Below are 12,867 nucleotides of genomic sequence, written 5' to 3' on the forward strand. Positions count from 1 at the left end.
GATGCGTCTATCTCATCGGCTGATACGCGCCAATGCGCTGGGCGCCAAGTTGACCGTTCTGGGCATCTTTATGCTCATCGGTCTGCTGCTGGCGCTGTTTGTCGGCTGGAGCCCCATCGCCCATGAGCGCGCCGCGCAGCGACAACGCGACCAGCTGGCGCAGAGTCTGGCTGTGGCGGCGGACGCCACGGCGTCCTATCTGGCTCAGGATCAGTTGGCGGCGATTCATGAGATGTACGATGAATTGCTCAGCGCCAACGCCATCTGGCGCGGGCTGTTATTGCTCGACGCCCAGGGGCGGCGCATCTATCCGGTGTTTCTGCCCGAGGGACAGGATCAGGAGAATTGGGAGCGGCTGGAGCGCAGCATCAGCGTGCGCGGCAATGTGTTGGGGCGGCTGACTCTGTTTGCCGACTTTACCGCGCTTTACGCCGACATTAGCGCTGAGACCCAACAGTTGGCGCTGTTGATCGCCTGTGGTGGCGCAGTGTTCGTGTTGATGGTGATTCTCGCTTTGCGGCGCTGGGTGGCGCGTCCATTGGCGCGCTTGGGCGTCGCTGCTGAGAAGCTTTCGGGGGGGGATTTCGACGCCGCCCTGCCCAGACCGGAAAGTTTTGAGGTGAGCCAACTGGTGGGCGCATTCGAGAGCATGCGTGAGCAGTTGCGCACGCAGCAGGAGGCGTTGGTGGCGGCCAAGGAGCAGGCTGAACGCGCCAGCAGCGCCAAGAGCGAGTTTTTGGCCAATATGAGCCATGAGATTCGCACCCCCATCAACGCCATCATGGGCATGACGTTTCTGGCGCTGCGCGCGGATTTGACTCCCAAACAGCGGGAGTATGTGACCAAAGCGCACCGCTCCGCCGAGATTTTGCTGGGCATCATCAACGATATTCTCGACTTTTCCAAAATTGAGGCCGGCAAGCTGGAGTTGGAGTCGATTCCTTTCTCCATTGAACAGACTCTCAGCAGCGTTGCGGACATGATCGGCTTCTCCGCTGAATCCAAGGAGTTGGAGCTGCTGTTCCAGGTTGATTCCGGGCTGCCTGCGCAAGTGGTGGGCGACCCGCTGCGCTTGACCCAGATTCTTGCCAATCTGGGCGCCAATGCGGTGAAGTTTACCGAACGCGGCGAGATCACCGTCAGCGCCGAGTTGATTGAGCAGAGCGATGAGACGGTGGTGGTCCGATTCTGTGTGCGCGACACCGGCATCGGCATTCCCGCAGACAAGCATGTGGCGCTGTTTCAATCTTTTACTCAGGCCGACGGCACCACCACCCGGCGCTATGGCGGCACCGGGTTGGGGCTGGCGATCTGCTCCAGTTTGACGCAGTTGATGGGCGGACGAATCTGGATCGAAAGCGAGCCGGGTCAGGGCAGCGCCTTTTTCTTCACCGCACGCTTTGGCGTGGAGCCTGGCGCCGCCAAGCCCGATGCGCGGTTGATGCGTATGTTCCGCGACAAGCGCGCCCTGGTGGTGGATGACAACGCCGCCGCGCGTGAGACGCTACAGGGCATGCTCAGCGACTTCGGCCTGCGTGTGGCGGTGGCCGAGAGCGGCTCTGAGGCGGCGCGTTTGGCGCTGGAAGCGAGCATTGAGAACGATCCGTTCCATGTGGCGCTGCTCGACTGGCGCATGCCCCATGAGGATGGCGTGGAGACTGCGCGCGCCATCGCCAATAATCCAGCCATGTCCAGCGCGCCGAAGATGATTATGGTCACTGCGTTTGGCCGTGAAGAGGCGGCGCAAGCGGTGCAGGACGCGCCCATTGAGCGGGTGCTGAGCAAACCACTGACGCCCTCGGTGCTGTTTGAGGGGGTGGCGGCGGCGCTGGACCCGGCAGAGCGTTACCTGGTGACGGACGCCTCCGGGTTTGACCTGGAGCCGCCGCCGACCAATATCCGAGGGTTGCGGGTTCTTTTGGCGGAGGATAACGCGCTCAATCAGGAGTTGGCGGTTTCCCTGTTGGAGCAGGCCGAGGTGATCGTTGAGGTGGTCAACAACGGTCAGGAGGCGGTGGATAAGCTGCAAGCCGATCCAGAGGCGATTGATCTGGTGTTGATGGATCTGCAGATGCCGGTGTTGGACGGATTTCAGGCGGCGACCGCCATCCGCTCCATGGAGGGGGTGTGCGATCTGCCCATTCTGGCGCTTACCGCCAACGCCCTGAGCTCAGACCGTGAACGCGTGCTGGCGGCGGGGATGAACGCCCATATCGCCAAGCCCATTATGCCGGAGCGACTGTATGCTGCGCTGGCTCGGTTTGCGCCAAACCGCGAGGTTGCGGCGGTTGCGGTGGAGTCTCATGCCGCGCCGACTTCCGCCGATCTGCTCACGCAGTTGCCGGATCCCATCGCCGGTGTGGACTTGGACGCGGCGTTACGCGGCTGCATGGGCAACGCCGCGCTCTACTGGCGGCTGTTGCAGCGCTATGTGTCGGACCATGCCAGTGAGGTGGGACGCGTTGCGCAGTTGGCCGAGGCCGGAGAGTTGGCCGCAGCCAAGCGCAAGGCCCACTCTATGAAGTCGGTGTTTGGCAATCTGGGGCACAAGGAGTTGCAGGCGATCTGCGCAGAATTGGAGAAGGGGCTGTCAAGCGAGTCCACATGGGAGACGGCGCAACCCCTGCTGGCGCGCGCGGAGGCGCTCAACGCCGCGTTTGTCGACGCTTTGCGCGCACAACTCTCGGCGCGGGCGGCGGCGGCGGCGCAGAGCGGCGAGGCGTTGGAGGAGGAGGCGGAAGAGGCGCGCCTGCTGCGCGCCCTGGCCGATGCGCTGCGGCGTCGCAATCCGCGCTTGAGTCACCATGTGACTGAGCAGTTGATGCGTATGCCGTTGAGCGAGGAGCGCAAGCAGAGTCTGGAGCGCGCCCGCGAACATCTGCTGCACTACCGTTTTGTTGAAGCCCTGGAGCAGTTGAACTGATGGTCTGAACGCCATCCGCAAGACCCGCCGGGACCACCTGAGGAGAAGATGATGAAGTTGTCCAAAAAAGCGTTCACCGCGATGGCGTTGGCGACTGCTCTATTCGGCAGTGCGGCGCAGGCTGTGGCGGAGACGCCCTCGTTGTTGGTCTACTGCGGCATCACCATGATCAAGCCCATGATGGAGATCGGGCGGGTGCTGGAGAGCCGCGAGAATGTGAAAATGGTGTTTACCCAAGGCGGCTCGCAGGATCTCTATATGAGTCTGAAGAAGTCTCATGAAGGCGATCTCTATCTGCCCGGCTCGGCCTCTTATCGCCAACGCAACATGAAAGATGGTTTGCTCGGCGAGGCGGTGGATATCGGCTACAACCAGGCCGCCATCATGGTGCAGAAGGGCAACCCCTACAACGTCAAGGCGGACGTCAACGAGCTGCTGCGCGACGATCTGTCGGTGGTGATCTGCAATCCGGAGAGCGGCAGCATCGGTCGCGAGACCAAGAAAATCCTCGATAAGGCGGGCATTTATGACCGCGTGTTTGAGCAGGCCACCTATCTGACCACCGCTTCGCGCACCCTGAATGACGCCATGAAAAAGGGCGACGCCGATCTGATCATCAACTGGCGCGCCACCGGCTACTTTGAGGAGAATAAGCCCTTCCTCGACGTGATCGATCTGCCGCCGGCTGTGGCCAAACCCAAGAAGCTGGTATTGAGCCTGCTCACCTTCTCCCGTCACCCGGATCTGGCGCGCAAGTTCATGACCCTGGCCGCTTCCGAGGAGGGTCAGGCGATCTTCCGCAAATACGGTTTCCTGGATAATAAAGCCAAGGTGGATTGACTGACGTGAGCAGGGCCGGGTCTCAAAGCAGGTGGGCGCGACTCAGACGCATACGTCGCGAGCGTCGCCAGGGGCGTAAGCAGGGCATTGGCGCGATCTCGCCGCTGCGTCGCGTCTACCTGCAAATGGGACTGTTCCTGGCCGGTTTCCTGGCCCTGTTGCTGCTGGATTTCGTCTTCTCCCAGGTGGTGGCCGATCTGGATCAGCGCACCGAGAATCAGCGCGCGCGTCTGTTCCTGGGCGAGCAGATCATCCACAGTCTCACGGTGGTGGAGAAGGGGGTCTATTCGCTGGCGCTCACCCCCACGCCGCGCGGTCGTCGGGTGGTGCGCGGCGACCTGCTCGACGAATTGGGGCAATTACGCGCGCGCTTGAAGGTGCTCAAATGGGGCGGGGTGGTCAATATGACCACCCGGCTCAATTTGGGCGAACGGGTGCGTATGACCCGCTCGGTGCAATACACCACCGACGATGACCCGGCGCCATTCGTGTTAGAGATGATCGATCTGGAGCCGAAGATCGACCAGATCGAAGAGAAGATCGCCGCCCTGACCCTGTTGTTGCGCGAACGCGACGCGGTGAACGGGGATGGCCGCCGCATCAGCCGTTTTATCAAGACCATCCCGCCGGTGTTTGTGCGCATGCACGAGAACGCCAGCCGTCTGTTCTTCGAAACCAAAACCAGTATGGAGCAGTTGGAAAACGAGGTTGCGCAGCAGCGATGGCGTTATCGTGTGATGCAATTGGCGTTCTCGGTGCTGGTGATTTTGACGGTGTTGGCGCTGGGCGCGGTGATCGCCCGACAGGTGGATCAGACCGACCGCGATCTGCGGCGACTGGTGGCGGATTTGACGTCGGCGCGGGATCTGGCCGAGCGCGCCAACCGCGCCAAATCGGCGTTCCTGGCCATGATCAGCCACGAAATGCGCACCCCGCTGCATGGGGTGAGCGGCATGACGGCGGTGCTGCTGGGCGAAGAGGAGGATCCCAAGCGCAAACTGCGTCTGCGCCTCATCGAGGAGTCCAGTGCGGCGCTGCTGCACATTATTGATGACATCCTGGACTTGGCCGATATCGAGGCCAACGACCTGCAGTTTCAGCAAAAGGCGTTCGACCTGCTGCCGTTGATCGAAAAGGTGATCACGGTCACCCAGGCGCAACGCAAGCCCGGCGGCCCCAGTCTGGGCCACTACATCGCGCGCGAGGCCATGGGCGGCTATCTGGGCGACCCGCAGCGCATCAGTCAGGTGCTGTTCAACCTATTGGCCAACGCTTTCAAGTTTACCGAAAAGGGCGCCGTGACGCTGGATGTGGCCCTACTCACCACCGAAACCGATGGTCGACGGCGGCTGCGCTTTGCGGTGCAGGACACCGGCGTGGGCATCTCGCCCCAGGCGCGTGCGCGACTGTTCAAAAAGTTCTCCCAGGCTGACGACTCCACGTCACGGCGGCATGAGGGCGCCGGGCTGGGGCTCTCCATCTCCAAGGCGTTGGTGGAGGGGATGGGCGGACGCATCGGCGTGCAGAGTCGCGAAGGGCATGGCAGTCTGTTCTGGTTCGAGCTGCCGCTGGCGACGGCGCCGGAGGCGGCGGTTCCGCTGCCGGAGGGGCTGCATGAACGCAATCTGCTCTACTGGCACGATGATCCCATCGCAGGGGAGTTGCAGAGTGAGTTGTTGGGGCAGTTCTTCCGTCTGAGCGTATTGGCGGTGAATGAAGAGCAGGCGATGCGCGCGTTGTGGGGACAGCAAGCGCGCGGCGAACCGCTGGACCTGATCGTTATCGACCACGAAAGACCGGAGGCGACGGCGAACTTCCTGCGTCAGTTGCGACGGGAAGATCCGTTCTGCGCCATCCCGGTGTTCCGTTTCGAAACCCAGGCGTTGGATGATCTGGAGGCGGCGCTGCAGAGCGGCGCGCAGCCGGACGTCTATACCTTGCGGCGACCGTTACGACTGGCCGATGCGCTACAACAGATTGAACAGGCGTTGAATCCGAGCGAATCGAGCGCGCCGCAGAGCGCAGCGGAAGCGGGGCCAGTGCGTGCGCAGCGCATTCTGGTGGCGGAGGATAACCCCATCAACCGCCAGATTGCGGCCGACTTTCTCACCCGCTTGGGGCATGAATTTGTATTCGCGCACAATGGATTGGAGGCGTTGAGCATGGCGCAGACCGAATCGGTGGATCTGATCCTGATGGATGTGCGCATGCCGGAGATGGATGGTCTGGAGGCCACGCGGCGCATTCGCGCGCTGCCTGCGCCGGTGGGCGAACTGCCCATTGTGGCGCTGACCGCCAATGTGTTTGAAGAGGACCGGCGCTTGTGCCGGGAAGCGGGCATGGATGGATTTGTGGCCAAACCGGTGGATATTCACCTGTTGAGCGAAGCGATACAGACCTACGGGGCGCGCACATCGCATCGCGTTAGCGCTGTTGCTTTGGGAGGCGCCCAATGAGCATCAGCGGCAAGATCATCACATTGGTCACCTTCATCGCGCTGCTCTCAGCAGGCAGCGTGGGCTACTCGATTCTACGGAATTTTCATGATGAACAGACCCGCCAGGCGGGGCTGGAGGCGCGCCATGCAGCCTCGGAGTCGGCGGCGGCGCTGCGCTGGCGCATCGATCAATTGCTCTCGGATGTGCGGCGCTTGGCGCAGGATCCGGCCCTGGAGGAGTTGGCGGAGCTGGCGCGCGGGGTGGATCGCGGCCATGGCGATGCGCGCTATCAGCAGCGGCGCTTACTGGAGATCTTCCGCGCGCTGGCCAGTGAGCGCGCCGACTATCTGAGCGTCCAGTTGATCGGCGTGGATGACGCTGGACGCGAGTTGGCGCGCATCTACCGGCCAGAGCGCGGCGGCGATCTGCGCCCGGCCGCAGCCGTCGAATTGGCCCAGTTGGGCGAGAGCGAGGCGTTCAAGCGCGCCATCATCCTGCCCGAGGGGCGCATCTACCTCTCCGATGTGCGTCTGATGCGCGAGGGCCCGGAGGTGGTGGAGCCGCATCTGCCGATGCTCACTGCGGCGGCGCCTGCGTTTAATCGGCGTGGCGAAGTGTTCGGCGTGGTGCGCATCACGCTGGATATGCGCGGCGCGTTCGAACACCTGCGCAGTCTGCAATTGGGCGTGGGGATGCATCTGTTCAACGAACAGGGTTATCTGTTGGCGCTGGGTGAGCGCCATGGCAATGAGCCCACCTTCGGCTTTGAGTTCAACTTGCCTACGCAGATGCTCAACTTCTATCCGCCCTTGGAGCGCCACCTCCAATATGGCGGTTCCGAGCCGTTCAGCCTGCTGGTGCGCAATGGCCAGGATGGCGGCGAGGAGATGATTGGCGTGGCGCCGTTACGGCATAACCCGGCGCGCCCGGATAAACGGTTGATTTTGGTGATCTCCGCTCCTTACGCAAAACTCATGGACCGCCTCAACGCCTCGCGCGATGAGAGTCTGCTGCTGGGGCTCTCGGCCATGGTGGTGGCGCTGGTTTTGGGCGGACTGATGACCCGTTCGCTCACCCGTCCGCTGCGCGAGATGATCGACTCGGTGCAGAGCATGCAGAATGGGTGCGCGCGCAAGCCCTTGCCAGTCAAGGCCAGTGGTGAGGTGGGGATTCTGGCGCGCGCCTTCGACGAGATGTTGCGCAAGCTGCGCGAGCAGAGTCGCAACGACGCCGATGCTCGCGCCAAGGAGCTGTTGGACGCCACCAATGTCGGCGTGTTCGGCATCAATGGCGAGGGGCTGGTGTCGTTCGTCAACCCGGCGGCCGAGCGCATGCTGGGCTTTACCGCCAACGAGCTGCTGGGGCAGAACGTGCACCAGTTGATTCACCACTCCCACGCCGACGGCTCCGCCTACCCGGAGACCGCCTGTCGCATGTCCGCCGCCCTGCGCGAGCAGCGCGAACACCACGTCTCCGATGAGGTGTTGTGGCGCAAGAATGGCGAATTTTTCCACGCCGAGTACAGCAGCATCCCCTTGAGCGGGGCCGAACGCCATGGCGCGGTGGTGACCTTCTGGGACACCAGCCGCAAACATCTGGATGAGCAGCGCTTGATCGAATCGCAACAGGCCGCTGAACAGAGCGCCGCTGAAGAGCGCGCCATGGAGCTGCTGCTGAAGATCACTCTGCAGGAGAGCGCCACCCTCGACTATTTGAGTGAAGCGCTGCAGACGATGATCTTCTCTGTGCCATGGCTCAAGCTCAAGCCGGTGGGGGCGATCTTCCTGAGCGAACGTCACGAAGGGGAGTTGGGGCTCAAACTGGTGGCGGAACATAATCTGGATGACCACTTGAAACTACAGTGCGCGCGCGTGCCGTTTGGCCAGTGCTTGTGTGGTCGCGCCGCCCAGAGCGGCACGCTGCAGTTTGCCGACTGCATCGACGCGCGCCACGACATCCACTACGCGCAGATGGAGGAGCATGGGCACTACAATGTGCCGATCCTCGAAGGCGAACGGGTGTTGGGGGTGGTGGTGCTCTATCTGACGGTGGGGCATCAGCAGAAGGAGCATGAGGCGGCGTTCCTGGTGCGCGCGGCCAACGTGTTGAGCATGGGGCTGGTGCGGCGGCGCGCCGCCAAGGAGCTGGGCGAGGCGATTCAGAAGGCGCGCAAGGCCAATAACGCCAAGTCGGAGTTCCTGGCCACCATGAGCCATGAGATCCGCAACCCCATGAACGCCATCATCGGCTTGAGCCATCTGGCGCTGGGACAGTCCGAAGATAACCGTCAGCGCGACTATCTGGACAAGATTCATAACGCCGGCCAGTCGCTGCTGCGCATCATCAACGACATCCTCGACTTCTCCAAAATCGAAGCGGGCAAGCTGGATATCGAAACCACCGACTTCCAGCTTGACGACGTGTTGGCCAACCTGGCGACGTTCACCGCCGTCAAGGCGCAGGAGAAGCGGGTGGAGCTGATCTTCGACAAGCCCGCCGATCTGCCTAACCAACTGCGCGGCGACCCGCTGCGTCTGAATCAGGTGCTGCTCAATCTCACCGGCAACGCCATTAAGTTCACCGAAGAGGGGGAGGTGGAGCTGGCGGTCTCCTGCGTGGCGCAGGACGCAACCCATGTGGAGTTGCGCTTTGATGTGCGCGATTCGGGCATCGGCATGACCGAGGAGCAGTTGCAGAATCTGTTTACCGCCTACTCCCAGGCCGAAGCCTCCACCTCGCGCCGGTTTGGCGGCAGCGGGTTGGGGCTGGCCATCTCCCATCAGCTGGTGACGCTGATGTCGGGCAATATTGAAGTCAGCTCCACGCCGGGGCAGGGCAGCGTGTTCTCCTTCACCCTGCCATTTGAGGTGGCTGCGCCCAACGAACGCTCCTGGCGTCCGTGCGAGGAGAAGGCGCTGCCCGATGAGCCGGTGGGGGTGGCCATCGCCCATCCGCGCGTGGCCGATGTGGTGGAGGCCAATCTGCAGCGCTTCGGCTTCCGCACCGAGCGTTTGAAGAGTTTGACTGCGCTGACCCAGTGGTTGGATCGTCGCGCAGGGGCCGAACCGCCCTTTGTGGCGCTGGACGCCGACATGCTGCCGGTGACCATGGCGCAGGATCTGGCGCTGGTGCTTGAGCCGTTGCAGGAGCGCCTGCTCAACGGCGGGGTGTTGATGCTGCACGGCTACCAGACCCAGCAGGCGGTGATGGATTTGGCCGAAGAGAATCTGCGCATCGCCGCCGCGCCCAAACCGGCCACGCCGTCGGCGCTGTTCGATGCGGTGATCACTCTGCTCAAGGGGCAGGCGCCCACCCGTAGCGATGCGCGCGGCGCGCAATCCACCCAGACCCATTGGCCTGCGTTGAGCGGCAAGCGGGTGCTGCTGGCGGAGGATAACGCCGTCAATCAGCAGGTGGGGCTGGAGCTGTTGCGCGCCGTGGGCGTGGCGGCGGATGTGGCCAGCAATGGTCATGAGGCGGTGCAGAAGGCCATCGCAGGCGGCTACGACGCCATATTGATGGATCTGCAGATGCCGGTGATGGATGGCTTGCAGGCCGCCGAACGCATTCGCCACGAAGTGGGCGAGCAGCCGCCCATCATCGCCATGACCGCCAGTTCGCTGGAGACCGACCGCCATAAGAGCATTGAGGCGGGCATGAACGATCACATTGGCAAGCCCATCGATCCGGGCGCGCTGTATGCGCAATTGGACCGCTGGATCGGCGCTGGCGCGGAGTCGCCTGCTGGCGACCCGCCGTCGTCGGCTGCGGCGGCTAAACCGACGCCAACTCCGGCAACGCCTGCGCCGGAAGCGCCCGCAGTGGGGCCCATCCCCGCCGTGGAGGCCAGCGCGCGGTTTGCGCAACTGCCCGGGGTCAACGCCCAGGTGGGGTTGGCGCGCATGAACGGCAACGCTGAGCTCTACGTCAATGTTCTCAAGAGCTTCCTGCAGGATCAACGCGACGTCTGCGCGCGCATGACCCAGGCGGCGCAGGCGGGCGCCCATAGCAAGCTGGAGCGCATTGCCCACACCCTCAAAGGGTTGTTGGGCAGCATCGGCGCCGAGGCGTTGCAGACGCAGGCGTTGGCGCTGGAGAAAGGCGCTGAGAAGCAGGTGGAGAGCGTGGCGCTGACGCAGCAGATCGATGCCCTGACTGCGCCGCTACAGACGCTGTTTACCGCCGTTGCGCAGCTCACCGGCGACGGCGCCACGGAGCCCGCAACAGCGCCCCTGTGGAGCGAAGCGGACGCCGAGAAGCTGGCGATGCATCTGACGGCGCTGCGCGAAGGATTGGAGAAACGGCGTCCAGCGGCCTGTCGCGAGCCGTTGGCGGCGCTCAAAGAGTGGTCCTATCCCGAGGAGGTCGCCGCAGAGATGGCCGAGTTGATCGCCCTGGCGGGCAAGTACCGTTTCAAGCAGGCGCTGGATGCGTTGGATGCGCTGGAGGCCAAACGCGCTTAACAGCGCAGGCCATTGGGCGTAGAGTGAAATCGTGCGCGCCATTGCGCTCGCGGCATGTTGGGAGGGCAGAGGATGGATACGGCGCATTATCGCCTGATGGCCCGTTATAACCGCTGGATGAATCACTCAATTTATACCGCAGCCAAAGGGCTCAGCGATGGCCAGCGCCGGGCGCAGATGGGGGCCTACTTCGGCTCGCTGCACAATACGTTGGGCCACCTGCTCAAAACCGACCGCGCCTGGATGGGACGCTTTGTGGGTCATGATGACAACGCCTGGCAGGCGATGGATACGGAGAATTGGGAGTTCAACCGCTTGTGGTCGGCGCGCAAGGCCGACGACGCCAAAATCGTTTCCTGGGCGGAGAGCCTTAACCCCAACTGGTTGGAGCAGGAGTTTACCTTCTTCAGCCCCACCTATCAGCGCGAGTTCACCCACCCCTGGTGGGTGTTGGTGGCGCAATTCTTCAACCATCAGACTCACCATCGCGGGCAGGCCCACGCGCTGCTTACGCGCATGGGCGTGGATCCCGGGGTGACCGACATCCCCTTGCTGCCGGACGGCTATTGATTCCGCGCGCCAAGGCTTGCCCATAACAAAAAGGCCGGGCTCCCGAGGGAGTCCGGCCTTTTTGATTCCGCGTCGCGCCGGGGCTACAGACGCTTGGCGATGATGTCGCCGCTCTTCATGCCTTTATTGCGCAGCACCCGCGCGGCCCACTCGGCCTCCACCTTGTAGGGGAAGGGGCCGGCGTGGACGCGCTGGTAGATGCGATGGTCCACTCGTGCGGCGTAGTGCTTGACCGGGATATCCAACTGGCGAATCCGCGCGGCCAAACGCTCGGCGTTCTCACTCATCAGGAAGCTGCCCACCTCGACAAAATAGCGTTTGGGCCCATGGCTCTCCTGTTGGCGGCTCTTGGCGGCTGAGGCGACTTGGGGCGACGCCGGGCGCTTGCTGGGCGCGCGGGTGTGGGTCGAGGTCGCCGGCATTTCGCTGGAGAGCGGGAAATCGCGCAGCATGCTATCGGTTTCGCTCAAATAGGGATCCGGGGTCTGCAGAGCGCGTGCAGGCGCTTCAGCCTGCGCAGATGCAGGGGTCGGCAGCGGCGGCGGCTCGGCCTTGGCGATCTGACGCGGGGTGTAAGTGAGATCCAGATCATCATCCCGGCGCACGCTGGCGGGCGTGCCGGAGAGCTGAATCGGCAGGCCGTAGCCTCGATTGGCGTCGATCAGGTCGGCGTCCTTGTCTTCCGCTTGCGCCATGGGGGCGGGTTCGGCTTCGTCGTTGTTTGTTGCGCTGTCCAGCGCGGGCGGTTCTGGCAGAGCGCGTTCGGGTTGGCGCTGGGCGACCTCCTCAATGGGCTCGCCCACGGCGCTGGGAGCGCGCTGCACGCCGACATCGCCCGCCGGTTCGCTCAAGCCAACGGTCAGTTCCGGCTTGGTCTGCTCATCGTTGAGCACGATCTCCTGCGCCGTGGCGTCTGCTGGCGCAGCGTAGTAAACCGGCAGCTCCTTGATGGGAGATTGACAGGCGCTGAGCAGCATCAGGGACGCCGCGCACAGGCTCAAGGAGGGGATGGGCCTCGAAAGAATCTGGGAGATGGACATGGTTTCCGCCTCAGGTTTGGATTTGCCGACGGCCAGAGGGCGTGTTCCCCACCCTTGCCAAGATTGCCGGGATTCCGTTTAATGGACTACTTGTTCCGCCGAACAGCTTGTGGCGACGAAACCCTAAAACAAGAACCATACCAGTTTGCCTGGAAGCGTCCTGACCATGAACTCACTGCGTCCCGTTTTGCCCCGTACTCTCCTGCTCTGGTCGTCGCTGACGGCGCTGCTGTTTTTGAGCGCCTGCAGCACCATGGAGATCGCCACCAACGTTGCGCTTTCGGACCCCTCGCGCCGACTGCCCGCCACCCACAGCGTGATGCTGCTGGAGAAGGAGCCGCAGCGCGCCTTTGAGTACGTGGGGCGCTTGGAAACCCGCGGCTCTGAGGAGACCACCGACGTGGAGCTGCTGGAGAGCATGCGCGCCAAGGCCGCTGAAATCGGCGCCCACGCCATCATCCCCGACCCCACCAGCAAGCGCGTATTGGTGGGGGAGGAGTCGCTCATGGGGCCCACCTATTTCCGCATGTTGCGCGGGCGCGCCATCCGCTATCTGACCGACGCGGGCAACTGAGCCCTACGGCCCTGGTGGA

7 protein-coding genes are annotated in these 12,867 nt (G+C 63.2%); 6 read left to right on the forward strand and 1 reads right to left on the reverse strand.

The window, feature by feature from the left end; genetic code table 11:
* The first annotated feature begins 1 nt into the window (after window position 1).
* From MAIT1_RS02820 to MAIT1_RS02840, 5 genes are all read left to right on the forward strand, one after another.
* Window positions 2-2,923, forward strand: coding sequence for a HAMP domain-containing sensor histidine kinase (locus MAIT1_RS02820; protein WP_085440549.1), 2,922 nt, complete (start codon window positions 2-4; stop codon window positions 2,921-2,923).
* Window positions 2,924-2,974: 51 nt separating this feature from the next.
* Window positions 2,975-3,763: a substrate-binding domain-containing protein gene (locus MAIT1_RS02825; RefSeq protein WP_085440551.1), complete on the forward strand. Its 789-nt coding sequence runs from the start codon at window positions 2,975-2,977 to the stop codon at window positions 3,761-3,763.
* A gap of 5 nt (window positions 3,764-3,768) precedes the next feature.
* Entirely contained in the window at window positions 3,769-6,219 is a 2,451-nt protein-coding gene (locus MAIT1_RS02830; protein ID WP_143814617.1) for a hybrid sensor histidine kinase/response regulator, read from the forward strand.
* Complete coding sequence (locus MAIT1_RS02835; RefSeq protein WP_085440555.1) at window positions 6,216-10,664, forward strand: ATP-binding protein; 4,449 nt, start codon at window positions 6,216-6,218, stop codon at window positions 10,662-10,664. The genes MAIT1_RS02830 and MAIT1_RS02835 overlap by 4 nt, the downstream gene beginning before the upstream one ends.
* A gap of 72 nt (window positions 10,665-10,736) precedes the next feature.
* Window positions 10,737-11,234 carry a DinB family protein gene (locus MAIT1_RS02840; protein ID WP_085440557.1) on the forward strand — a complete coding sequence of 166 codons (498 nt, stop codon included), beginning with the start codon at window positions 10,737-10,739 and terminating at the stop codon, window positions 11,232-11,234.
* Window positions 11,235-11,317: 83 nt separating this feature from the next.
* Here the strand turns inward: MAIT1_RS02840 and MAIT1_RS02845 are convergent, their stop codons facing one another.
* The gene (locus MAIT1_RS02845) at window positions 11,318-12,274 is read right to left on the reverse strand and encodes an SPOR domain-containing protein (protein WP_085440559.1); all 957 of its coding nucleotides are present in this window, start codon (window positions 12,272-12,274) and stop codon (window positions 11,318-11,320) included.
* A 166-nt stretch (window positions 12,275-12,440) separates the two neighbouring features.
* Here MAIT1_RS02845 and MAIT1_RS02850 point away from each other — a divergent pair, with 166 nt between their 5' ends.
* On the forward strand, window positions 12,441-12,848 hold the full coding sequence (locus MAIT1_RS02850; RefSeq protein WP_143814618.1) for a hypothetical protein: 408 nt from the start codon (window positions 12,441-12,443) through the stop codon (window positions 12,846-12,848).
* Window positions 12,849-12,867 lie beyond the last annotated feature (19 nt).

It is taken from the genome of Magnetofaba australis IT-1, from assembly GCF_002109495.1.
GTDB classification, from domain to species: Bacteria; Pseudomonadota; Magnetococcia; order Magnetococcales; family Magnetococcaceae; genus Magnetofaba; species Magnetofaba australis.

Excerpts from the sequence above, each read along its gene's own strand:
- MAIT1_RS02820 (WP_085440549.1), top strand. The coding sequence starts at position 2 with ATGCGTCTATCTCATCGGCTGATACGCGCCAATGCGCTGGGCGCCAAG.
- MAIT1_RS02845 (WP_085440559.1), bottom strand. The coding sequence starts at position 12,274 with ATGTCCATCTCCCAGATTCTTTCGAGGCCCATCCCCTCCTTGAGCCTG.
- MAIT1_RS02840 (WP_085440557.1), top strand. The coding sequence starts at position 10,737 with ATGGATACGGCGCATTATCGCCTGATGGCCCGTTATAACCGCTGGATG.
- MAIT1_RS02825 (WP_085440551.1), top strand. The coding sequence starts at position 2,975 with ATGAAGTTGTCCAAAAAAGCGTTCACCGCGATGGCGTTGGCGACTGCT.
- MAIT1_RS02850 (WP_143814618.1), top strand. The coding sequence starts at position 12,441 with ATGAACTCACTGCGTCCCGTTTTGCCCCGTACTCTCCTGCTCTGGTCG.
- MAIT1_RS02835 (WP_085440555.1), top strand. The coding sequence starts at position 6,216 with ATGAGCATCAGCGGCAAGATCATCACATTGGTCACCTTCATCGCGCTG.